Source organism: Actinoplanes sp. NPDC019969, assembly GCF_055562375.1.
Genome location: NZ_JBVHFK010000013.1, coordinates 322,135 through 344,547, shown reverse-complemented (window position 1 = coordinate 344,547; position 22,413 = coordinate 322,135). Strand labels below are relative to the sequence as shown.

The window sequence follows — 22,413 nt, the reverse complement described above, 5'->3', positions numbered from 1 at the left end:
CACCGCCGCGACCTGGCCGGAAAGCCGCACAACTGGACGTCCTCCCACCTCCGGGTCCGCTGCTGACCCATCACTGTGTGGAGTTCGGCCGCGCAGAGCGCCCGAACTCCACACAGTGATAACCATCGCCGAATGGGAGCGATCCCATTACACTCATGTGTCCATGGTGTTGCCGGAGCGCACATCCCCCGCAATCGAAGCGCTTCGACAACGCTCCCCCGACGATGGGAAGAGCACATGACAAGGCGAAAGATCGCGCTCGCGGTGACCACGGCGGCTTCCGTCCTCACCGGAGCGGGGGTCCTCACCGCGCTGCCGGCCTCGGCCGCCGCCGGGTGCAGCGTCACCTACGCGGTGACCAACTCGTGGCAGGGCGGCTTCGGCGCGAACGTCACCGTCAAGAACCTCGGCGACGCCCTCTCCTCCTGGACACTGACCTGGTCGTACGCGGCCGGCCAGACGGTCACCCAGGCCTGGAACACCAACCTGACCCAGAGCGGTTCGGCCGTGACCGCCCGGAACGCCGGCTACAACGGTTCGGTCGCCACGAACGGGACCGTGTCGTTCGGGTTCAACGGCTCGTGGACCGGCAGCAACCCGGCGCCGACCGCGTTCAGCCTGAACGGGACGGCCTGCACCGGCAGCGTCACCACTCCGACGGGCGGCCCGACGACATCCGCCCCGGGCAACGGTGTGCCGGCGGACGCGGTCTGGTCCGGCTCCGGCCAGTGGGACAACTGGACCAGCAACGGCTACACGGTCTACAACAACATCTGGGGTTCGGGCGCCGGCACCCAGACCACCTGGGCGAAGTCCCCGGGCAACTGGGGCGTCGTCGCGAACCATCCCCGGACCAGCGGCATCAAGTCGTACCCGAACGTCAGCTACACCCTGAACCGTTCCCTGTCGTCGCTGAGCACGCTGAGCAGCTCCTACAACGTGACCGTCCCGGTCGACGGCGACTACGTGAGCTCGTACGACATCTGGGCGAACAACAACGCGTACGAGATCATGATCTGGACGAACAAGCAGGGCGCGGTCGGCCCGATCGCCGAGTCCTACGACGCCAACGGCGCGGTCCCGTCAGCACGCAACGTCAGCGTGGGCGGCGCCACCTGGAACATCTACCGCGGTTCCAACGGGGCGAACATCGTGTACTCGTTCGTGCGTACGTCCAACAGCAACTCCGGAACCCTGAACGTCCTGGCGATGCTGAACTGGCTGCGCACCAACGGCTGGTGGGGTGACGTGACGCTCGGCCAGTTCCAGTTCGGCTACGAGATCTCCGGCACGAACGGCCAGGCCGCCTTCACCACCAACAGCTACACCCTCACCGCCAACTGACCCCTTCTCCGGTACGGGCCACCAAAAGTCCCGTGACCCCCGGCGGCTACGGCAGGCGTCCCCTCCGGACCGCCCCCTGCTGCCGCTCATGCATGCCCGTCACGGCTACCCCTGGGGGTGGGGGCCTCAGCTCCGCTGAGACCCCCACCCCCGCACCGTCACGTCCAAGCCAACCCCACCGCACAGCCGCACAGCCGCACAGCCGTGCGGCCGTGCGGCCGTGCGGGCGCGCCGCCGTGCGGACGTGCGGACGTGCGGACGTGCGGACGTGCGGACGTGCGGCAGATCGTGAGCCGTCGCTGACGCCGCTTTCGAGTGGCGCTTGACCGGCCTGAACGACGGCTGACGTCGTCAGCCGTCGGCCAGACCGGCCACCGCGCGGCCAAGACCGGCGTCAGCGACGGCTGGCGAAGCCAGCCGTACACCACACCGGCCACCCCGCCACCAAAACCCGCCTCAACGACGGCCGGCGGTCTTTTCTAGCGGGAGGGTGTGGGGGCGCGATGGCCGGGACGGGACGGCTCGACGTCGCGGTCGGCGGCGGAGGGCGGCGGGGCAGAATGATCACATGCCGGAGAAGCCGATCGCTGTGTTCGACGTGGATGGGGTGGTCGCTGATGTGCGGCATCGGCTGCGGCATGTCGCGCGGCGGCCGAAGAACTGGCTGGCGTTCTTCGCGGCCGCTGACCGGGATCCGGCCCTGGAGGAAGGGGTCGCGATGGTGCTGAGGTATGCGGCCGATCACCGGGTCGTCTGGCTGACCGGCCGCCCGGAACGGTTGCGGCAGGTGACGGAGACGTGGTTCGCCCGGCACGGGCTGCCGGCGGGCCGGTTGCTGATGCGGCCCGACGACGATCGGCGGCCGGCCCGCGAGTACAAGCACGGCCGGCTGCGCGCACTCGCCGGCGAGGGGACGATCGCCGTGGTCGTCGACGACGATCCGGCCGTGGTGAAGGTGTTGAAGGCGGCCGGTTTCCCGGTGCGGCTTGCCGACTGGGTGGGCTACGCCGAGTCGCTGCGCCAGGCCCAGGAACGCGACGGCCGCACGTAAAGGCAGGGAACACGAACGCCCCCGGGTAGAAGGCTGGGAAACACGACGGCCACGCATGGGGAATGCGGGAATGCGATGGCCGCGCATGAGGGAAACGGGACGGCGATGGCCGCATCGTTACAGCGGGAACGCGACCTGCCGTACCGGGCAGAGGGGTCAGGCGGCTCGGAGGGCGACGGCGGGCGCCATCACGATGCGGGGCTTGTGGGCCGGGTCGAGCCAGGTCAGCAGGCGGACCATATCGGGCAGGGCGACGGAGACGCAGCCGGCGGTGGACCCGGCGCCGCTGGCGTGCAGGAAGATCGCTGAGCCGAGCCGGGTGTCGGCGGGCTGGTCGGCGATGTTCTGGCCGCGGACGGTGTCGTACCGCACGCCTTTCGGCTTGTTGAAGTCGATGACGATGGCGTGCGCGTACTGGGTGGGGTAGCCGGCGAGGCGTTCCGCCTCGGAGGTGCGCCAGGTGCGGTACGGCGACGCCCACGTCTGGAACAGGTTGTACGTCTTCGCGTCCTGGTTGTCGCCGGCCCAGTGGTCGTTGCCGTCGACCTTGCGGTACGGCAGCCGGGCGCCCGGGTTCGCGCGGACCCCGAACGCCTCGGTGAGGGTGAACGTCCCGGCCGGGGTCTGCCCGGTGTCCTGGCGCCGGATCGGTGTCCACCGCCAGCCGCCGTACCCGATGCGGGCGGGCATGGCGGTGAGGACTTCCCGCCACCGGTTGTCGGAGCCTTTCTGGTACGCCCGCACTGTCGCCTGGGTCGACGTCCAGCTCTGCCCGGTGACGACGACGAGCTGCCGGGCGTCGCCGACGTGGGCCAGCATGTCGGGCAGTGCGGCGCCGGCCGGTGAGGCGGGCAGCAGCATGATCGTGATCACCAGCGCGGACAGGGCCGCGAACCGTCTCATGGCCGTCGATCTTAGGGCCTGTGTTCGCTGAAAGTGAACGCCGGAAGATCCGGAAGACCGGTGGAGTTGAGTCGTGCGTACTCAACTTCCCGGAGGTAACCGTGACCAGCAAGCGACTCCCCGTGCTGTTCCTCGATGACACCGTCCTGCTTCCGGGCATGGTCGTTCCGGTCGTTCTCGACGAGGCCGCGCAGGCCGCCGTCGACGCGGCCCGCACGTCGGCCGGCTCCGAGCTGCTGATCGCCCCGCGGCTGGAGGACCGGTACGCCTCGTACGGCGTGATCGCCACCCTGGAACAGGTCGGCAAGATCCGTGGCGGCTCTCCCGCCGCCGTGCTGCGGACCGGCCCGCGCGCCAGGATCGGCAGTGGGGTGACCGGCCCCGGTGCCGCCCTGTGGGTGGAGGCCGAACCCGTTCCGGCGACCCCGGCGAACCCGGAGGTACGCGACCTCGCGGACGCGTACAAGAAACTGGTCGTCTCGGTCCTGCAACGTCGTGAGGCGTGGCAGGTCATCGACTCGGTCAGCGCCATCGACGACCCGAGTGATCTGGCGGACACCGCCGGCTGGGCGCCGTACCTGAACAACGATCGCAAACGTGAGCTGCTGGAGACCCCGGACGTCGAGGCCCGGCTGCGGCTGCTGATCGAGTGGACCCGCGATTTCCTGGCCGAGTCCGAGGTCAGCGAGACGATCGAGAAGGACGTCCGCGAATCGGTCGAGAAGCGCAACCGCGAGTACCTGCTGCGGGAACAGCTCAAGGCGATCCGCAAGGAGCTCGGCGAGGGCGAGCCGGACGGCACCGACGACTACCGGTCCCGGATCGAGGCCGCCGACCTGCCGGAGGCGGTCCGTGAGGCGGCGCTGCGGGAGGCCGGCAAGCTGGAGAAGGCAGGCGACCAGAACCCGGAGGCCGCCTGGATCCGGACCTGGCTCGACACCGTCCTGGACCTGCCGTGGAACGAGCGGACCACGGACAACACCGACCTCGAAGCCGCGCGGGCGGTGCTCGACGCCGACCACCACGGTCTCGACGAGGTCAAGGAGCGCATCGTCGAATACCTCGGTGTCCGGGCCCGGCGCGAGTCGCGTGGCCTGGAGACGATCGGCGGCCGGGGTTCCGGCGCGGTGATCCTCCTCGCCGGCCCGCCCGGGGTCGGCAAGACGTCGCTCGGTGAGTCGGTGGCCCGCACGCTGGGCCGCAAGTTCGTCCGGGTCGCGCTCGGCGGCGTCCGGGACGAGGCGGAGATCCGCGGGCACCGGCGCACCTACGTGGGCGCGCTGCCCGGCCGGATCGTCCGCGCGATCAAGGAGGCCGGCACGCTGAACCCGGTGGTGCTGCTGGACGAGGTGGACAAGGTCGGGAGCGACTACCGCGGCGACCCGGCGGCGGCGCTGCTGGAGGTGCTGGACCCGGCGCAGAACCACACGTTCCGCGACCACTACCTGGACCTCGACCTGGACCTGTCGGACGTGCTGTTCATCGCCACCGCGAACGTCCTGGAGACGATTCCGCAGGCGCTGTTCGACCGGATGGAGCTGATCACCATCGACGGCTACACCGAGAACGACAAGGTCGCCATCGCCCGCGACTTCCTGGTGCCGCGCCAGCTCGAACGCGCCGCCCTCTCCCCCGGCGAGGTGACCGTCACCGAGGACGCGTTGCGCGAGATCGCCGCGAATTACACCCGGGAGGCGGGCGTACGGGTCTTTGAACGCCTGCTCGCCAAGGCGTTCCGCAAGGTGTCTCTGCGTGAGCTCCCGGCGACCGTGGACACCGGCGACCTGAAGGACCTGATCGGCCGTCCCCGGTTCACCCCGGAGTCCGGCGAGCGCACCGCCGTGCCCGGCGTCGCCACCGGCCTCGCGGTCACCGGCATGGGCGGTGACGTGCTCTGGATCGAGGCGTCGCTGCTGCCCGGCAACTCCGGCGGCCTGTCGGTGACCGGCCAGCTCGGTGACGTGATGAAGGAGTCGGCGCAGATCGCGCTGTCCTGGGTGCGGGCCAACGCCGGCGCGCTCGGCATCTCCCCGGAGCAGCTGGACCACCCGATCCACCTGCACGTCCCGGCCGGTGCGGTGCCGAAGGACGGCCCGTCGGCGGGCGTCACCATGGTGACGGCGCTGGTGTCGCTGCTGCTGGGCCGCAACGTGCGGGCCGAGGTCGGGATGACCGGCGAGGTGTCGCTGACCGGCCGGGTCCTGCCGATCGGCGGGGTGAAGCAGAAGCTTCTGGCCGCCCAGCGGGCCGGCCTGACCGAGGTCTTCCTCCCGGAGCGCAACGAGCCGGACCTGGACGACGTGCCCGCCGACGTGCGGGAGGCGCTGACCGTGCACATCGTGTCGGACGTGCGGGACATTCTGCGCACCGCCCTGGAGCCGGTCTCCGCCGACGCGGTCGCGGTGGCCTGAGAAAGGGACGCACCGGGATCCGGGTCTCGACTGTCGGATCCCGGTGCGGCGCCCGATCGGGCTTCGGACTTTACGGCCGCCGACGCGGCGTCCGTGGCCACTCTGGAGAAGCCCGTGCCCCCGGTGTGGGGGCACCGCGATCGGAGAGGCATCAGAAGTGAGGCAACGACCAGCCGAGACGTTCATCAGGCTGAGCAGCACCCGGAAACCCGTGGCCGGGGCGAAGTCGCTGCGGCGCGCGATAGTGCTCGGCGGCAGCGTCGCCGGGCTGCTCGCGGCGCGCGTGCTCGCCGACCACGCCGACGAGGTCGTCGTGGTGGAACGCGACGAGACCGGCGAGGACGGCGCCGGCGGCCGGCGCGGGGTTCCGCAGCAGTTCCAGGTGCACACGCTCCTGCCGGCCGGCCGCGAGCAGATCGAGCGCTGGTTCCCCGGGTTCACCGCGGAGGCGGTCAGCCGGGGCGCGGTGCTGTCCCTGCCGCACCAGGTCCAGGCGTGGGCCGACGACGTCGCCGCGGTACAGGCGCCGAACGCCGTGCTGCTGAGCGAGAGCCGGACCTTCCTGGAGACCATGCTGCGCCGGCGCACCCTGGCGCTCGGCAACGTCCACCAGGTCAGCGGCGCCGCCGAAGGGCTCCGGTACGGCGCCGGCCGGGTCACCGCGGTCCGGGTCGCCGGCCGCGACCTGCCCGCCGACTTCGTGGTGGACGCCATGGGCCGGGCGAGCAGGCTGTCGGACTGGCTGCACGAGGACGGCTGGGAACGGCCCGAACTCGAACGGATGCGCATCGACGTCAACTACGCGACGGCGTACTTCCGGCGAGCCGAGGAGGATCCGCCGACCGGGGCGGCGATCTCGCGTTTCTCGCCGCACTACCGGAAGCGGACGCAGGCGGCGGTCACCGCGATCGAGGACATGCGGTGGATGCTGATGCTGACCACGTACGGGGCGGATCGCCCGCTGCCGGACCTGGACGACTTCCTCGCCCGGTGCACCGACCTGCCGCAGCTGTTCCAGCGGATCGCCCGGCAGGAACCGGTCAGTGAGGTGCGCACCTACCGTCAGGCTGACGCGCGGCGCCGCCACTTCGACCGGCTGACCCGGTTCCCGGCCCGGCTGGTCAGCGTCGGCGATGCGGTGGCCTCGTTCAACCCGGTCTACGGGCAGGGCATGTCGTCGGCCGCGCTGCACGCCTCCTGCCTGTCGGAATACCTGTGCGGGGGTCCGGATCTCGACCGGCCGGCGACGGAGTTCCTGCGGCTGCAGAAGGTCGTGGTGGACGCCGCGTGGGAGCTGTCCACCGCGGGCGACGCGCAGCGGACCGAGACCACGAGACCCCCCTTCGCGGTACGCCTGCAACGCGCGCTGGCGGGCCAGGTGATCGCGGCGGCGACGGTGGACCTGCGGATCGCGACGAAGTTCAACGACGTCGCGTTCATGCTCGCCCATCCGAGCACCCTGGCCACCCCGTCGGTGCTGCTCAGATCATTGCTGGTAAACCTTCGGCACCGTCATTCGAGCGAGGCCGTCCCGGAGCCGGCCCCCGCGGAACCGGCGCCGGTGTAGTCGAGGGCCTCCCGGATCCAGCCGGCGAGGACCTCGTCGGAGGCGACGCTGCCGGCGTCCACGACGATCCAGCCCTTGCTCATCCGTTTGCCGCGCATCTGCGGCCACTGCGCGCCGTCGCGTTCCAGGAGGGCGTCGGCGCGGGCCGGGTCGCAGCGCACCATCAGGTCGCCGTGGGTGTTCGCGGTGGCGGTGAGCTTGTCGTCGACCATGAAACTCAAACCCCCGAACATGCGAACCTCCCGCACGGTACGGCCGGCGAGGGCGGCCCGGATGCGGTCGGCGAGTTGCGGGTCGTACGCCACGTTCACCTCTGTGGGCTCGGGGCGGCGGCCGGGCTGCGGTGGCCGTTGGTGGCGACCGCCCGTACGCCGAACAGGACGTTGTCCTTGGACAGGTCGACGGTGACCGTGCCGACCTTGCCGACCGGCAGCGAGTGCTGCCAGTCGGGGGCGGTGGTCTCCCGCCACACCACCTCGTATCCTGCCAGGCCCGGCTCGGTGCCGAGCTGCCACCGCAGTGTGGTCTCGTTGGTGAGCTGGGTGGTGTCGATGACCACGCCTTTCGGGGTGCCGGGCGCCTGGGCGAGGGACCACAGCGCGGCCGCGTTGACCCGGGCGACGCGGGCGATGTAGTGGAAGTCGCAGAACTCGGGCAGGTCGCCGTACTGGACGCCGTTCTCCACCCGGACGTCCTGGTGCTCGTGGGCGAAGTTCTCCCGCGGCTCGGTGAACCGGGCCGCCGGGTACCCGCGCAGCAGGAACGAGATGTGGTCGCTGCCGCGCAGGTAGCGGTCGCGCCGCCAGATCACCCGCACGTTCGTGCCGTCCGGTTCGGTGTCCTTGACGAAGCGGCCGAGCTGCCGGGACGGGCCGTCGTTCTCGCCGCCGGTGCTCTTGCGGACGGTCGCCTCGGCGGCGGTCTCCGACGTGGGCACCCCCTCGACGAACAGGCGCACGGTGCGCGCGTCGGGACGGGTGCCGTCGTGGGCGTCGCCGGTGCCGACGATGTCGTTGCTGAACATGGCCTGGACGTCGGCGCCGGCGTCCCGGTACTGCTGGGCCATGTGGTCGGAGCCGTACAGCCCCTGCTCCTCGCCGGCGACCGCCGCGAACACCAGGGTCGCCCCGGGCCGCCGCGTCGCCAGGACGCGGGCCAGCTCCATGATCACCGCCACGCCGGAGGCGTCGTCGTCGGCGCCCGGGGCGTCCTTGACCGCGTCCATCACGTCGGTGACCCGGGAGTCGTAGTGGCCGGTGACCACGTAGATCCGGTCCGGGTTGACGCTGCCGCGCAGGGTGGCGATGACGTTGGTGATACGGGTCGGGGCGGGGACGCGGGGCGAGACCGGCTGGATGAACGACTGCTGCTCGACGGTCATCCGGCCGGCGCCGGCGGCGGCGTACCGCTGCAGCTCGGCGAAGATCCAGTCGCGGGCCGCGCCGATGCCCCGGTTCGGGTCGTCCTGCGCGGACAGGGTGTGCCGGGTGCCAAACGACACCAGCTTGCGGACGATCGCCTCGACCCGGCGTGGATCGATCTCCCGCAGGACGGCCCGCAGCTCCCGGTCGGGTGGCGCCGCCTTGGCGGGGCCCGGAACGGCGACGCCGGCGGCTGACGCCGCGCCGGCCATCAGGATGGTGCGCCTCGTCGACATGCGCCCCACTCTGCCGCACATGTCCACGCTCATCAATGTCTGAGACAGGCGACCGTGTCGTCGACGACGCCGTGGGTGATGCCGGTGAAGCCGGGCCAGCGCTGCGCCAGGATCTGCTCGTGGCGCAGGAACCGCACGATCGGCGCGCTGATCCGCTCGCCCGGCACCAGCAGCGGGATCCCCGGCGGGTACGGCGTGAGCAGCACCGCCGTGGTCCGCCCGGCCAGCTCGGTCACCGGCACGTGCTCGACCCGCCCGGCCGCCATCGCCGTCCATGCCTCGGCGGGCGGGGTGACCTGTTCGACCGGCTCGGTGTAGACGGTGGTGGTCAGCTCGGCCAGGTCGGCGTCGCGGTAGGTGGCGTGCAGGTCGGCGCAGAGATCCCGGAGACCGCGGGCCGCGTACCCCGGGAAGCTCGCCGCGAAGGCCGGCATGAGCCGTTCCACCCGGGCGTTGCCGTCGTAGGCGGCCTTGAACCGGTGCAGCTCGGCGACCAGCGAGTTCCACCGTCCCTTGGTGACGCCGATGGTGAACAGCACGAACAGCGAGTACAGCCCGACCTTCTCCACCACCACCCCGTGTTCGGCGAGGTAGCGGGCCAGCACCACGCCGGGGATCGCGGGCTCACCGGGGGCGCTGAACTCGCCGTGCACGGTCAGGCCCGGCGTGGTGAGGGTGACCTTGATCGGGTCAAGCATGGTGAACCCGTCGTCGACCTTCGCGAAGCCGTGCCAGGTGGCGTCCGCCGTCAGTTCCCACTCGGCGCGCTCGGCGAGCCCGGTGCGCGGCGGGGTGTCCGGCCCCCACACGCCGAACCACCAGCCGGGCTGTTCCGTGCCGATCCGGATGATCGCGCGGCGGAACTCCATCGCCTCGGTGATCACCTCCTCGACCAGGGCGGGGCCGCGTTTGCCGGCCATCATCTCGGCGGAGACGTCGCAGCTGGCGATGATGGCGTACTGCGGGCTGGTGGAGGTGTGCATCCGGTACGCCTGGGCGAACACCCGCTCGTCGAAACGACCGCCGGCGGTGTCCTGGACGAGGATCTGGGACGCCTGGGAGAGGCCGGCGAGGAGTTTGTGGGTGGACTGGGTGGCGTAGACGACGGTGTGATCGGTGCGGTCCCGGTCGTTGGCGACACCGTGCATGCCCTCGTACAGCGGGTGGAACGCGGCGTGCGGCAGCCACGCCTCGTCGAAGTGCAGGGCGTCGGCCACCCCGTCGAGGGTCCGCCGCAGCTCGTCGGCGCGGTAGATGATCCCGTCGTAGGTGGACTGGGTGAGCGCCAGCAGCCGGATCGGCCGGGTCTTGTCGGTGATCAGCGGACTGGCCTCGATCTTGGCGCGCAGCGCGGCCGGGCTGAACTCGCTGCGCGGGATGGGCCCGATGATGCCGGCCTTGTTGCGGGTCGGCATGAGATAGATGGGTACGGCGCCGGTGATCATGATCGCGTGCAGCACCGACTTGTGGCAGTTCCGGTCGACGGCGACGACGTCCCCCGGCCCCACCAGGGAGTTCCACACGATCTTGTTGGAGGTGGAGGTGCCGTTGGTGACGAAGTAGAGGTGGTCGGCGCGGAACGTCCGGGCGGCGAGGCGCTCGCTGTCGGCGATCGGGCCGGTGTGGTCGAGCAGCTGCCCGAGGTCCTCGACGGCGTTGCACACGTCGGCGCGCAGCAGGTTCTCGCCGAAGAACTCGTGGAACAGGGTGCCGACCGGGCTCTTGAGGAACGCGGTGCCGCCGGAGTGGCCGGGGCAGTGCCAGGAGTAGGCGCCGTCGGCGGCGTACCGCATCAGCGCGGCGAAGAACGGCGGCGCGAGCTGCCCGACGTAGTGGCCGACCTCCCGCTTGATCTTGCGGGCCAGGAAGTCCGGGGTGTCCTCGTAGGCGTTGACCACCCCGTCGATGCGGGCGAGGACCGTCTGCGGGATGCCGCGCGCGGTCAGCTGCTCACCGAACAGCAGGATCGGCACCCGGTCGTTGTGCGCCCGGATCGTCTCCACGAAGTCGGCGGCGAGCCGGATCGCGGGAGCGTCGGTGGGATGCAGGGCGTAGACGATGGTCGCGCTGGACCGGGCGATGTGCGCGAGCATGCCGGGGCGTTCCGCGCCGTACTCCCGCAGCTCCAGACCGGCCCGGACCAGGGCTTCCTCGAGCAGGTCGAGGGGTCGCCGCGCCCCGGTGGCGCCGTTCGCGGGCGCGACCAGAGCGACGGGGAACGACATGCCGTGACGCTAGCCGGGGAGCGGGCGGCCCGTCCCGGAAACCGCGCACATGAGATGATCTTGACATGCAGCGGATGGTGATCGCCGCCGTGCAGGTGCTCGCCCTGACGGTGTGGTTCTCCGCGTCCGCCGTGGTGCCCGCGCTGCGCGAGTCGTGGGGCATCAGCGCGAGCGCCGCCGTCTGGCTGACCGCCTCGGTCCAGCTCGGGTTCGTCGCCGGGGCGGTCGTCTCGGCCGCGTTCAACCTGGCCGACCGGATCCGGGCGCACCTGCTGATGGCGGTCTGCGCCGCGCTGGCCGCCGGGTGCACCGCGGTCTTCGCCGGCGCCGTCGACAGCCTGGCCGGCGCGGTGCCGCTGCGGTTCCTCACCGGCGTCTTCCTGGCCGGGGTCTACCCGGTCGGCATGAAACTGACCGCCTCCTGGACCCCGCCCGGCCGCCGGGGCCTCGCCTTCGGCGTCATGATCGGCGCGCTGACTCTCGGGTCGGCCCTGCCGCACCTGATCCGCGGCCTCGGCGACCTGCCGTGGCGCGGGGTGATGGGCGCCGCCGCCGGGTGCGCTGCCGCCGGGGCGGTGCTGGCGGCGGCGCTGGTGCGGGAGGGTCCCCAGTTCGCCCGCGGCGTGCCGCCGCGACCCCATCCGCGGTACGCCGTGACGATGTTCCGGGAACGCGGCCCCCGCCTGGTGAACCTGGGCTATTTCGGTCACATGTGGGAGCTGTACGCGCTGTGGACCTGGCTCCCCACCTTCCTGGCCATGGGCGGTGGCGGCGGCAGCCTCCTGGCGTTCACGGCGATCGGGGTCGCCGGGGTGGCCGGCTGCCTGCTCGGTGGCTGGGCCGCGGACCGGTTCGGCCGGGTGCCCGCCGCGGTCACCGCCCTCGCCGTCAGCGGCCTCTGCTGCCTGCTCTCCCCGCTGTTCTTCGCCGCACCACCTGCGCTGGTCGCGGCGCTCGCCGTGGTGTGGGGCGCGGCGGTGATCGCCGACTCCGGGGTGTTCTCCACGGCGCTGAGCGAGGTCGCCGACGCCAGGTACGTGGGCACCGCCCTGACCGCGCAGACGGCGATCGGTTTCGCGCTGACCGTCGTCACCATCCAGCTGGTCCCGGTGCTCGCCGCCGCGGCCGGTTGGCGCTGGGCGTTCCTGCTGCTCGCGCCCGGTCCACTGGCCGGCGCCTGGGCCATGGTGCGCGCACGGGGTGCGCTGCGGAGCACGTGAACGAATCTCCCGGGAGGTCGCCACGTACGCTCCCCGGCATGCTCGCACCCGACGTCAGCCTGGGCACATGGCGGCGCGATCCGGCAACCGTGGTCCGCCGGGCCGTGTCGGTGCCGCCGGGTGACCTGACGATCTTCGCCGAGTCCGAGGTGCCGGGCACCGCGACCGACTGGCTGCCGCACACCCATCCGATGCACGAGCTGGTGTGGGTGCGCGGCGGCACGCTGACCTCCCGGATCGGCAACCGGATCCTGACCGTGCCGCCCGGTTTCGGCCTGTGGCTGCCGGCCGGGGTGATGCACGGTGGCCGGCTGACGGCGTCGGCCGAGCTGCACGACGCGTTCTTCGCCCCGGATCGCACCCCGGACGTGATCGCCTTCACCGAGCCGACCTTGATCACGATGACGCCGCTGCTGGAGTCGTTACTGCTGCGCCTGGCCTCGGATGAGCTGGAGCCGGGCGCGCGGGCCCGTACCGAGGCGGTGGTGTTCGACGTGCTCGTCCCGTCGGAGCGGCAGTTCGCCCTGGAGCTGCCGGGTGATCCGCGGATCGACGGAATCGCCGAGGCGCTGCTGGAGAATCCGTCCGACGACCGTGGGCTGCAGGAGTGGGCCGCGGAGCTGGGCCTCAGCGACCGGACGATCACCCGGGCGTTCCGGGGCGCGACCGGGCTGTCGTTCGCGCAGTGGCGGCAGGCGCTGCGGGTGCACGAGGCCCTGGCGCTGCTGTCGGCGGGCGCGGACGTGCAGAGCGTGTCGGAGCGGCTCGGGTACGCCCAGCCGAGCACGTTCATCGCCGCGTTCCGCCGGGTGATGCGGGTGACACCGGGAGCGCTGATGTCCGGAATCCCGTATCAGCTGTCCCGAGTGCAGGATTGCTGACAACTTCAAGATCACCTAGCCTCCGTAAGGCAAGGCAACCCTTACCTACGGAGCTGATCCCATGTCCTCGCCCGCTCTGCGCGGCGACCGCCTCGTCCTGCGCTACGGCAGGACGCCGGTGGTGCACGGCGTCTCGGTCGAGCTGACACCCGGTCACGTGACCGCGCTGATCGGGCCGAACGGCAGCGGCAAGTCCACGCTGCTGCGCTCCCTGGCCCGGCTGCACCGCGTCGACGAGGGCACGGTGCTGCTCGGCGCGGACCGGCCGGTGTCGCTGCTCAGCGCCCGGGAGTTCGCCACCGAGGTCACCCTGTTCGCCCAGTCGCGGCCGGCCCCGCACGGGCTCACCGTCCGCGAGGTGGTCCTGTTCGGCCGGCACCCGCACCGGCGGCGCTTCGCCGGGCCGTCCGCCGCGGACCGGGCCGCGGTCGAACGGGCGATGACGGTCACCGGCGTCCACGACATGGCCGGACGGACCGCCGGCGAACTGTCCGGCGGCGAGATGCAGCGCGTGTGGCTGGCCGCCTGCCTGGCCCAGGAGACCGGTGTCGTGCTGCTCGACGAACCCACCAACCACCTCGACCTGCGCTACCAGATCGAGACCCTGGACCTGGTGCGCGACCTGGCCGGCGAGCACGGCGCCGCCGTCGGCATCGTGCTGCACGACCTCGACCACGCCGCCCGGGTCGCCGACACCCTGCTGCTCCTGCACGCCGGGCGGGTGCACGCGGCCGGCGACCCCGCGCAGGTGCTCACCGCCGGAAACCTCAGCGAGGTGTACGGCCTGCGCGTCGACGTCGAACGCGACCCGCGCACCGGCCGGCTGCGCATCGACCCCGTCGGGCGGTATCCCGCCCGTACCCGCACCACCCCTGGAGAGAAGCTCGCATGATCCGCCTCGCCCACCTCGCGGCCACTGCCGTGACCCTCGCCACGGTCGCGGCCTGCGGCACCACGAAGGTCGACGAACCCGCCGCGGCCCCCTCCGCCCCCACCTCGCAGACCTGCGCGAACGACACCACCACGACCGCGACCGGCCCGGTGTCGCTCACCGACGGCGTCGGCCGCACGGTCGAACTCGCCAAGCCCGCGCAGCGGGTCGCCGTCCTGGAGTGGCAGCAGACCGAGGACCTGCTCACCCTGTGCCTCAACCCGGTTGCGGTCGCCGACCCGAAGGGTTACGGCACCTACGTGAAGGCCGAGAAGCTGCCGGACGGCGTGGCCGACGCCGGGCAGCGCGGCGAGCCGGACCTGGACGCGATCTACGCCACCGACCCGGATCTGATCATCGTGGAGGCGTTCAAGGCCGACGACGAGATCATCACCAAGCTGGCGAAGCGCGGGGTCCCGGTGCTGGCCACGGTCGGCGCGGACGCGTCCGGGCAGATCGCGAACATGAAGAAGGTCTTCTCGATGATCGGTACGGCGACCGGCCGTACCGAACGCGCCGACCTGGTCCTGAAGCAGTTCGACGAGCACCTCGCCGAGGCCGAGCAGAAGGTCGCCGCCGCGAACGTGACGGCCAAGGACTTCCTGTTCTTCGACGGCTGGATCGAGGGCGGCAACGTGGTGATCCGCCCGTACGGCAAGGGCGCCCTGTTCACCGAGCTCGGCGAGCAGCTCGGGCTGACGCCCGCCTGGACCGACAAGATCAATGCGGCGTACGGCAGCGGCGGTGTCGACCCGGCCTACGGTCTCGCCCAGACCGACATCGAGGGCCTCACCGCCGTCGGCTCGGCCACCCTGTTCTACTCCGACGACGAGACCGCCGACAGCTACGTCACGCAGCTGCGCAAGAGCCCGATCTGGACGGCGCTGCCGGCGGTCAAGGAGAACCGCGCGCACGCCTTCCCGGCCGGCGTCTGGGGCGCGGGCGGGCCGCTCTCCAACGAGCAGGCGATCGACGCGTACGTGAAGATCCTGACCAAGGCGTGAACAGCGACACCCGCATCGGCGCCGGCCGTGGCGTGAGCGGGGCGGCAGTGCTGGCCGTCCTGCTCGTCGCCGTCGCCGGGGCCGGTCTCTGGCACGTCACCCAGGGCACGTCCGGTGTCGGGCCGGCGGATCTGCTGCGCCACCTGTTCGGGGCGCGGGAGCAGGTCGGCGGCGTACCGGTCGAATATGTCCTGACCGGCTCCCGCCTACCGCGCGTGCTCGCCGGGGTGGCCGTCGGTGTCGCGCTCGGCACCGCCGGCGCGCTGCTGCAGTCGGTCACCCGCAACGCCCTGGCCGCCCCGGACACCCTCGCGGTAACCGCCGGGGCCTACTTCGCGCTGTGCGCGGTCGCCGCGTTCGGTGTCACGGTGCCGCTGTGGGCGTCCGGGGCGGTCGCGTTCACCGGCGGTGTGCTGGCCGCGGCGCTGGTGCTCGGCCTGGTCGGGTTCGGCGCGGGCATCGCCTCGACCCGGCTGATCCTGGCCGGGTCGGCGGTGGCGATGGCACTCGACGCGGCGACGGCGACCCTGCTGATCCTGTTCCAGGAGAACACCACCGGCCTGTACGCCTGGGGCAGCGGCTCCCTCGCCCAGTTGAACCTGGACGCCGCCCTGCGCGCCGCCCCCGTCATCGGCATCGTGCTGGCCGCCGCGCTGCTGCTGTCCCGGCGGCTCGACGTGCTCGGCCTCGGCGACGACACGGCCGCCTCGCTCGGTGTCCGGGTCCGCGCCACCCGGCTCCTCGCGGTGCTCTGCGCCGTCCTGCTGACCAGCGTCTCGGTGACCCTGGCCGGGCCGATCGCGTTCATCGGCCTGGCCGCGCCGGTCGTGGTGCGCCTGGCCGCGAACCGGATCGGCGTGCTCGGCCGGCACGCGTTCCTGATCCCCGCGTGCGGGCTGGCCGGGGCGCTGCTGGTGCTGCTGGCCGACGTGGCGCTGCGGGCGGTCCTGGGCGCGCAAGCCGCCGCCTCGATCCCCACCGGCATCCCGACGGCGCTGCTCGGCGCCGTGGTGATCGTGATCCTGGCGCTGCGGCTGCGGGACGTCGGCGCGGTCCGGGAGGCGCCCCGCGCGCACGTCGCGGTCCGGTCCCGCCGCCGCTTCCTGACCGTCGTCGCCGTCGTATCGGTGCTGCTCGCCGGCGCGGTGCTGGCCGGTCTGCTGTCCGGCAGCCTGTGGCTGCGCACCGGCGACATCGCGTTGTGGCTGCAGGGCGCCGCACCGGACCTGATCGGCCGGGCCCTCGACGACCGGGCGCCCCGGGTGGCCGCCGCCGTCGCCGCCGGGGCGGCGCTCGCCCTCGCCGGAACCGTCGTGCAGGGCACGGTCCGCAACCCCCTCGCCGAGCCGGGCGTGCTCGGCATCACCGCCGGCGCCGGCCTGGGCGCGGTCCTCGTGGTCACCTCCGGCCTGTCCGGCGGCCGTCCCGCCCTGATCGCCGCCGCTGTCGCTCTCGGCCTCGGCACGTTCGCGCTGATCACCCGCCTGGCCTGGCGCGGCGGGCTGCTGCCGGACCGGTTCCTGCTGATCGGCATCGGCTGCGGGTACGCGCTCAGCAACGTCAGCACCTTCCTGCTGCTGCGCGCCGACCCGTGGGACACCCCGCGGATCCTCACCTGGCTGTCCGGCACCACCTACGGCAGGACGTTCGCGGACGTGCTGCCGGTCGCCGTGGTGCTGCTGCTGGCCACGCCCGTGGTCCTGGCGTACCGCCGCGACCTGGATCTTCTCGCCGTCGACGAGGACACCCCACAGATCTTCGGGGTACGCCGCGACCGCGCGCGACTGACCCTGCTGACCGTCGCGGCCGGCACCGCCGCCGTCAGCGTGATCGCCGTCGGGGTCGTCGGGTTCGCCGGCCTGGTCGCCCCGCACCTGGCCCGCCGCCTCGCCGGCGCCCGCCACGGCCGGATCGTCCCGGTCGCCATGCTGCTCGGCGCCCTCCTGGTGTGCGTCGCCGACACCCTGGGCCGGACCGTGATCGCCCCGGCGCAGATCCCGGCCGGCCTGATGATGGCCCTGATCGGCGCGCCCTACTTCGTCTGGCTGCTCCGTCGCTGAAGGTCGAGCCCCGGCTGGTTCTCATGGCTGTCTCGCGTGCCGCGAGACAGCCATGGGCGCCAGCCGGGTTCTATCCCAAAAAGTCGCGGATCAGCAGGCTGACCAGGCCGGGGCGTTCGGCGACGAGGTGATGCGAGGTCCCCGGCACGATGCAGAGCTGCGCGCCGGGGATCGACGCGGCGATGAGCAGACTGTGATCGGGCCGCACGGTGTCCCGGTCGCCGGCCATCACCAGCACCGGCGCGGTGATCCGAGCCAGGTCCTCCGGGTCGATGTGCGGTTCGCTGGTCCACAGCCGGAACAGCTTCGCCAGCACCACGTCGGCATGGCCCGGCCCGTCCGGGGACAGCCGCTCGTAGTGCATCCGTTCGACGTCCGGCCGCGGCTCCCGGGGTTGCGCGCTGAGCACGGTCCCGGCGGAGTCGGTGAACGCGGACGGGTCGAGGTTCGCGCTGATCGCGGTCAGCGAGCGCACCCGCTCCGGATGGTCGAGGGCGAGCAGAAGCCCGATGATCGCGCCGTCGCTGTACCCGACGATGTGGGCCGACGGGAGACCGACGGCGTCCAGGTAGGCGAGGGTGTCGGCGACGCCGCGGGCGTACCCGTACTCTTCCGCGATGTCGGCGGACCTGCCGTGCCCGGGGCGCTCGAACGCGTACACCCGGTGGTCCGGTGCCAGCGCCTCAGCCTGCGCCCGCAACGATTCCAGCGAGCAGAACCCACCGTGCAACAGCAGGACCGGATCACCCTCGCCACTGACTTCCGCGTAGAGGTCGGCATCGCCGATCCGCAGGTGCCCCACCGTCTCCCCCATGATCATCAGAACGGGAACACCCGGTCCTGGTCCCGCACGGAGATCCACTGCGTCTCGGTGAACTCCTCGGCCGCCATCGGAATGCCGAAACGGCCCCAGCCGGTGTCCTTCACCCCGCCGAACGGCATCTGCGGCTCGTCGTTGACCGTCTGGTCGTTGACGTGCACGATGCCGGCCTCCAGGCGGGCCGCCAGCCGCAGCGCGCCCGGCACGTCCCGGGAGATGATCGACGCGACCAGCCCCAGGTCGGACCGGTTGGCCCGCTCGACGGCCTCCTCGGCGGACTCCACGATCTCGACGGTGACGATCGGGCCGAACGTCTCCGCCTCGGCGAGTTCGGTGTGCGGCGGGACGTCGACCAGCACGGTGGCCGGATAGCAGGGCGGTCGCGCCGCGCCGCCGGCCAGGATCCGGGCGCCCGCGTCGACGGCCTGCCGGACCCGGCGGTCCAGGGTGGCCAGGGCCCACTCGTTGATCACCGGGCCGATCACGGTCGCCGGGTCGTCCGGGTCGCCGGCCGGCAGGGACGCCACCTTCGCGGCGAACCGGGCCAGGAACTCGCCGGCCACCGGCCGGGCCACGTAGATCCGGCGGGCGCACATGCACAGCTGGCCCTGGTGCAGGAAGGACCCGTACGCCGCCGCCTCGACCGCGTAGCCCACGTCGGCGTCCCCGGCGACGATCATCGGGTTCTGGCCGCTGAGCTGCAGCACGACCCGTTTCAGGCGGCTGCCGGCCTGCTCGGCGAGCCGCCGGCCGGTCGGGGTGGAGCCGGTGAAGTTGATCCGTTTGACCCGCCGGCTGTCCAGCAGCGCGTCCGCGATCACCCCGGCCTCACCGGGCGCGTGCGTCACCACGTTGAGCACGCCGTCCGGCAGCCCGGCCGCGTGGAGGATCTCACCCCACAACACCCCTCCGGTGTACGGCGACTCCTCCGACGGTTTCAGCACCACCGTGTTGCCCAGCGCGAGCGGCCCGGCGATGGCCCGGCCGCTCAGTGACAGCGAGGCGTTCCACGGCGCGATCGCCCCGACCACACCGACCGGCCGGCGCACCGCCATCGCCTGGGTGCCCGGGATGTCGGACGGGAGCAGTTGGCCGACCGGCTGGTAGGCGAGCTGGGCGGCCTGGCGCAGCAGGTTCACCGCGAAGTCGACCTGGATCCGGCCGAACCGGGCGCCGCAGCCGGTCTCCCGGGCGAGGTCCGCCAGCACGGTTCCCCGCCGGTCCGCCAGGATGTCGGCGGCGCGCAGCAGGATGCCCTGCCGCTGGGCGGGCGCGGCCTGCGACCACTGCCCGAACGCCCGCTGCGCCGCGTCGATCGCCCGCCGCGCGTCCTCCTCGTCACCGGCCGCGACCGGCCCGATCACCGCACCGGACCAGGGCGAACGGTTGTCGTACGTGCGTCCCGAGACGGCGTCCGCCCACGTTCCCCCGATGAAGTGGCGCACAGCTCGCATGACCCCCAGCCTAACGTTCGGCTGACCCGAACGGAGGCGGCGTATCTTGAACCCATGACGCAGGCGGCACCCGGTGACTTCTCGGTCTCGCTCGAACGAGGACTGACCATCCTGTCCGCGTTCAGCAGCAGCCGGCCGGTGCTCGGCATCGCCGACCTGGCCCGGATCGCCGGCGTCACCAAGAGCACCGCCCACCGGTACGTGTCCACCCTCGCCCACCTCGGCTACGTCCAGCAGGACCCGGACACCCGCAAGTACTCGCTCGGGCCGAAGGTCGCCGACCTCGGATTCGCCGCGATCGAGTCGATGGAGCTCACCCGGGTCGCCGCGCCGCTGCTGCAGAGCCTGGCCGACGAGACCGGGTTCACCGTCAGCCTGGCGATCTGCGAGAGCCGCGACGTGGTGTACGTGGACCGGCGCCGCAGCGGCCGCCGCAACACCCTCGCCATCGACCTGAACCTGCACGTCGGGTCCCGGCTGCCGGCGTACTGCACGGCGCTGGGCAAGGCGATCCTCGCCTGGAGGGACCCGCAGGCGCTGCGGCAGATCCTGGAGCGCTCGGACATGGCCCGTCGCGGCCCGAACACCATCACCAACCGGGAGCAGCTGATGGTCGCCCTCGCCAAGGTGCGCCAGAGCGGCATCGCCGTGAACGACGAGGAGCTGGCGCCCGGCCTGCGCTCGTTCGCCGCCCCGATCCGGGACCGCACCGGCGAGGTGATCGCCGCCGTGAACGTGGCGGTGCATCTGAGCGCCGCCCATCACTCCCTGGAGTCGCTCACCGCGCAGATCGAGCCGCACCTGCGCCGGACCGCCCGGGAGATCTCGCAGCGCCTCGGCGACCGTTCGGAAGATTAAGAAACCGTTTCAGCCAGTCGAACGGCATGTTGCCGGTGCCGTGGCAGGCTCCTACCGTCGTCGCCACCGGGGCCGTAGGTCACCCCCGGCTGGTCGTCAGGGCAGTCTCGGCACCCGCGAGACAGCCCTGACGACCAGCCGGACGAGGAAGGGAGCGCGCTGTGGGACTGCTCGACAGCGTCGACTGGCAGGGCAACATCTTCATGAACGGCACGTGGACAGCGGGCCGCGGCGGCGACTATCCGGTCGTCGAGCCGGCCACCGGCGCCGAACTCGGCCGGATGGGCCGGGCCACCGCGGAGGACGTGACCGAGGCGGCCGCGTACGCCGCCGAAGCCCAGAAGAAGTGGGCGGCCCTGCCGCACACCGCCCGGGCCGCCGTCCTGCGCCGGGCCGGTGACCTGTGGCAGCAGCACGCCGACGAGATCAGCTGGTGGAACATCCGCGAGGTCGGCGCGGTCCCGGGGATGGCCGGGTTCGCCCTGCACGTCGCCGCGGAGGAGTGCTTCGAGGCGGCAGCGCTGCCCAGCCGCCCGCACGGTGAGTTGCTGCCGTCCGAACAGCCCCGGCTGTCGATGGCCCGCCGCCTCCCGGCCGGCGTGGTCAGCGTCATCTCCCCGTTCAACGTGCCGATCATCCTGGGCATCCGGTCGGTCGCGCCGGCCCTGGCGCTGGGCAACGCGGTGATCCTGAAACCGGACCCGCGGACCGCGGTCACCGGCGGCGCCCTGATGGCCCGGATCTTCGAGGAGGCCGGGCTGCCGCCGGGCGTGCTGCAGATGCTGCCCGGCGGCGCCGACGTCGGCGAGGCGCTGATCACCGACCCGCACATCCGGGTCATCTCGTTCACCGGGTCCACGCCGGTCGGCCGCCGGATCGGCGAACTCGCCGGCAAGCACCTCAAACGCGCCCACCTGGAGCTCGGCGGCAACTCCGCGCTGCTGGTCCTGGACGACGCCGACGTCGACGCGGCGGTCAATCTGGCCGCCTGGGGCTCGTTCTTCAACCAGGGCCAGATCTGCATGACCACCGGCCGGCATCTGGTCGCCGACCGGCTGTACGACGAGTTCGTGGAACGGCTCGCCGCCAAGGCCGCCAAGCTCCCGGTCGGCGACCCGGCCACCGAGCAGGTCGCGCTCGGCCCGATCATCGACGCCGGCCAGCGCGACAAGATCCACGGCCTGGTCACGGCCAGCGCCGGCCAGGGCGCCCGGGTCGCCGCCGGCGGCGCCTATCAGGACCTGTTCTATCAGGCGACGGTCCTCGCGGACGTGCCGATCTCGGCGCCCGCGTTCGCCGGCGAGGTGTTCGGCCCGGTCGCCCCGGTCACCCGGGTGTCGTCGGTGGAGGCCGCGATCGAGCTGGCCGCCGCCGGCGAGTACGGCCTGTCCCTGGGCATCGTCACCCGTGACGTGATGCGCGGGCTGGCCGTCGCCGAGCAGATCCCGACCGGCATCGTGCACATCAACGACCAGACCGTCAACGACGAGGCCAACGCCCCGTTCGGTGGCGTCGGGGCGTCCGGCACCGGCTCCCGGTTCGGCGGCCCGGCCGCCAACATCGAGGCCTTCACCGAGACCCGCTGGATCACCATGCGCGGCGAACCCGCCTCCTACCCCTTCTGACCCCCGACCGGGGCTGGTGATCCGTTCAGCTGTGGAGCCGGCCCTCCGGGGTGTCGACGATGTAACAGGCGCACTCCAGGATCTCCAGGAGCGCCGCCCGCACCCGGCTGATCCCCTCGTCGTCCAGATCGAGCCGTACCCGGGTGTCCCGCGCGTACCCGGCGTCCGCCGCGGTCCGTGCGCCGAACTCCAAGGTCAGCTCGTGGCCGATCAGGGTGAAGGCGCCCGGACCGGGCCCGACCACCCCGGCCGGGTTGATCACGTCGTCGTCGCGGCGCTCGTAGCGCATCCGCAGCCGCATGACCTCCGCGCCCGCGTTGCTGAGGGTCAGCGTGAGATCGTCGTCGGTCTCGTGGACGTCGACACCGTCGGCGACCAATCTCATGATGTCCACCGGGGGAC

Annotated in this window: 18 protein-coding genes; 11 read left to right on the top strand and 7 right to left on the bottom strand. The window is 72.2% G+C overall.

Going from position 1 to position 22,413, the window contains the following annotated elements:
- The first annotated feature begins 237 nt into the window (after positions 1-237).
- Positions 238-1,344: a glycoside hydrolase family 12 protein gene (locus tag ACZ3II_RS34700; protein WP_465523322.1), complete on the top strand. Its 1,107-nt coding sequence runs from the start codon at positions 238-240 to the stop codon at positions 1,342-1,344.
- 568 nt (positions 1,345-1,912) lie between these two features.
- Entirely contained in the window at positions 1,913-2,395 is a 483-nt protein-coding gene (locus tag ACZ3II_RS34695; protein ID WP_465523320.1) for a phosphatase domain-containing protein, read from the top strand.
- 156 nt (positions 2,396-2,551) lie between these two features.
- On the opposite strand, the gene ACZ3II_RS34690 is transcribed toward ACZ3II_RS34695, so the two are convergent.
- The gene (locus tag ACZ3II_RS34690) at positions 2,552-3,298 is read right to left on the bottom strand and encodes a L,D-transpeptidase family protein (protein ID WP_465523318.1); all 747 of its coding nucleotides are present in this window, start codon (positions 3,296-3,298) and stop codon (positions 2,552-2,554) included.
- Positions 3,299-3,399: 101 nt separating this feature from the next.
- On the opposite strand from ACZ3II_RS34690, the gene lon reads away from it, so the two are divergent.
- Both lon and ACZ3II_RS34680 read left to right on the top strand, forming a co-directional pair.
- A complete protein-coding gene (gene lon / locus ACZ3II_RS34685) occupies positions 3,400-5,709 on the top strand; it encodes an endopeptidase La (protein ID WP_465523316.1) in 2,310 nt (769 codons plus the stop codon).
- Positions 5,710-5,866: 157 nt separating this feature from the next.
- Complete coding sequence (locus ACZ3II_RS34680; protein ID WP_465523314.1) at positions 5,867-7,276, top strand: FAD-dependent oxidoreductase; 1,410 nt, start codon at positions 5,867-5,869, stop codon at positions 7,274-7,276.
- Here the strand turns inward: ACZ3II_RS34680 and ACZ3II_RS34675 are convergent.
- The 3 genes from ACZ3II_RS34675 to ACZ3II_RS34665 are packed head-to-tail and all read right to left on the bottom strand — an operon-like array spanning position 7,222 to position 11,158.
- Positions 7,222-7,581: a TfoX/Sxy family protein gene (locus tag ACZ3II_RS34675; RefSeq protein ID WP_465523312.1), complete on the bottom strand. Its 360-nt coding sequence runs from the start codon at positions 7,579-7,581 to the stop codon at positions 7,222-7,224. The genes ACZ3II_RS34680 and ACZ3II_RS34675 overlap by 55 nt on opposite strands.
- A 2-nt stretch (positions 7,582-7,583) precedes the next feature.
- Entirely contained in the window at positions 7,584-8,933 is a 1,350-nt protein-coding gene (locus tag ACZ3II_RS34670) for a M20/M25/M40 family metallo-hydrolase (RefSeq protein WP_465523310.1), read from the bottom strand.
- A 32-nt stretch (positions 8,934-8,965) separates the two neighbouring features.
- Positions 8,966-11,158: an Orn/Lys/Arg family decarboxylase gene (locus tag ACZ3II_RS34665; protein WP_465523308.1), complete on the bottom strand. Its 2,193-nt coding sequence runs from the start codon at positions 11,156-11,158 to the stop codon at positions 8,966-8,968.
- A gap of 65 nt (positions 11,159-11,223) precedes the next feature.
- Between ACZ3II_RS34665 and ACZ3II_RS34660 the strand changes: the two genes are divergently transcribed.
- From ACZ3II_RS34660 to ACZ3II_RS34640, 5 genes are all read left to right on the top strand, one after another.
- A complete protein-coding gene (locus tag ACZ3II_RS34660) occupies positions 11,224-12,378 on the top strand; it encodes an MFS transporter (RefSeq protein WP_465523306.1) in 1,155 nt (384 codons plus the stop codon).
- 38 nt (positions 12,379-12,416) lie between these two features.
- On the top strand, positions 12,417-13,259 hold the full coding sequence (locus ACZ3II_RS34655) for an AraC family transcriptional regulator (protein WP_465523304.1): 843 nt from the start codon (positions 12,417-12,419) through the stop codon (positions 13,257-13,259).
- Positions 13,260-13,320: 61 nt separating this feature from the next.
- Complete coding sequence (locus tag ACZ3II_RS34650) at positions 13,321-14,151, top strand: ABC transporter ATP-binding protein (protein ID WP_465523302.1); 831 nt, start codon at positions 13,321-13,323, stop codon at positions 14,149-14,151.
- Positions 14,148-15,194 (top strand): iron-siderophore ABC transporter substrate-binding protein, encoded by a 1,047-nt coding sequence (locus ACZ3II_RS34645; RefSeq protein ID WP_465523300.1) that lies wholly within the window; start codon positions 14,148-14,150, stop codon positions 15,192-15,194. The genes ACZ3II_RS34650 and ACZ3II_RS34645 overlap by 4 nt, the downstream gene beginning before the upstream one ends.
- Positions 15,191-17,254: an iron ABC transporter permease gene (locus tag ACZ3II_RS34640; RefSeq protein WP_465523298.1), complete on the top strand. Its 2,064-nt coding sequence runs from the start codon at positions 15,191-15,193 to the stop codon at positions 17,252-17,254. The genes ACZ3II_RS34645 and ACZ3II_RS34640 overlap by 4 nt, the downstream gene beginning before the upstream one ends.
- A gap of 70 nt (positions 17,255-17,324) precedes the next feature.
- Here the strand turns inward: ACZ3II_RS34640 and ACZ3II_RS34635 are convergent, their stop codons facing one another.
- Both ACZ3II_RS34635 and ACZ3II_RS34630 read right to left on the bottom strand, forming a co-directional pair.
- Positions 17,325-18,068 (bottom strand): alpha/beta fold hydrolase, encoded by a 744-nt coding sequence (locus tag ACZ3II_RS34635; protein WP_465523296.1) that lies wholly within the window; start codon positions 18,066-18,068, stop codon positions 17,325-17,327.
- Positions 18,069-18,073: 5 nt separating this feature from the next.
- Complete coding sequence (locus ACZ3II_RS34630) at positions 18,074-19,528, bottom strand: aldehyde dehydrogenase family protein (protein ID WP_465523294.1); 1,455 nt, start codon at positions 19,526-19,528, stop codon at positions 18,074-18,076.
- Between the two features lie 54 nt (positions 19,529-19,582).
- On the opposite strand from ACZ3II_RS34630, the gene ACZ3II_RS34625 reads away from it, so the two are divergent.
- Positions 19,583-20,386 (top strand): IclR family transcriptional regulator, encoded by an 804-nt coding sequence (locus ACZ3II_RS34625; protein WP_465523292.1) that lies wholly within the window; start codon positions 19,583-19,585, stop codon positions 20,384-20,386.
- Positions 20,387-20,547: 161 nt separating this feature from the next.
- Entirely contained in the window at positions 20,548-22,011 is a 1,464-nt protein-coding gene (locus ACZ3II_RS34620) for a benzaldehyde dehydrogenase (protein ID WP_465523290.1), read from the top strand.
- 25 nt (positions 22,012-22,036) lie between these two features.
- Here ACZ3II_RS34620 and ACZ3II_RS34615 read toward each other — a convergent pair whose 3' ends face one another.
- A complete protein-coding gene (locus ACZ3II_RS34615) occupies positions 22,037-22,396 on the bottom strand; it encodes a hypothetical protein (RefSeq protein ID WP_465523378.1) in 360 nt (119 codons plus the stop codon).
- Positions 22,397-22,413 lie beyond the last annotated feature (17 nt).

Bases quoted from the DNA above. Each gene is read 5' to 3' on its own strand.
- ACZ3II_RS34700 (WP_465523322.1), top strand. From the start codon at position 238: ATGACAAGGCGAAAGATCGCGCTCGCGGTGACCACGGCGGCTTCCGTC.
- ACZ3II_RS34695 (WP_465523320.1), top strand. From the start codon at position 1,913: ATGCCGGAGAAGCCGATCGCTGTGTTCGACGTGGATGGGGTGGTCGCT.
- ACZ3II_RS34690 (WP_465523318.1), bottom strand. From the start codon at position 3,298: ATGAGACGGTTCGCGGCCCTGTCCGCGCTGGTGATCACGATCATGCTG.
- ACZ3II_RS34670 (WP_465523310.1), bottom strand. From the start codon at position 8,933: ATGTCGACGAGGCGCACCATCCTGATGGCCGGCGCGGCGTCAGCCGCC.
- ACZ3II_RS34665 (WP_465523308.1), bottom strand. From the start codon at position 11,158: ATGTCGTTCCCCGTCGCTCTGGTCGCGCCCGCGAACGGCGCCACCGGG.
- ACZ3II_RS34660 (WP_465523306.1), top strand. From the start codon at position 11,224: ATGCAGCGGATGGTGATCGCCGCCGTGCAGGTGCTCGCCCTGACGGTG.
- ACZ3II_RS34655 (WP_465523304.1), top strand. From the start codon at position 12,417: ATGCTCGCACCCGACGTCAGCCTGGGCACATGGCGGCGCGATCCGGCA.
- ACZ3II_RS34650 (WP_465523302.1), top strand. From the start codon at position 13,321: ATGTCCTCGCCCGCTCTGCGCGGCGACCGCCTCGTCCTGCGCTACGGC.
- ACZ3II_RS34645 (WP_465523300.1), top strand. From the start codon at position 14,148: ATGATCCGCCTCGCCCACCTCGCGGCCACTGCCGTGACCCTCGCCACG.
- ACZ3II_RS34635 (WP_465523296.1), bottom strand. From the start codon at position 18,068: ATGGGGGAGACGGTGGGGCACCTGCGGATCGGCGATGCCGACCTCTAC.
- ACZ3II_RS34630 (WP_465523294.1), bottom strand. From the start codon at position 19,528: ATGCGAGCTGTGCGCCACTTCATCGGGGGAACGTGGGCGGACGCCGTC.
- ACZ3II_RS34625 (WP_465523292.1), top strand. From the start codon at position 19,583: ATGACGCAGGCGGCACCCGGTGACTTCTCGGTCTCGCTCGAACGAGGA.
- ACZ3II_RS34615 (WP_465523378.1), bottom strand. From the start codon at position 22,396: ATGAGATTGGTCGCCGACGGTGTCGACGTCCACGAGACCGACGACGAT.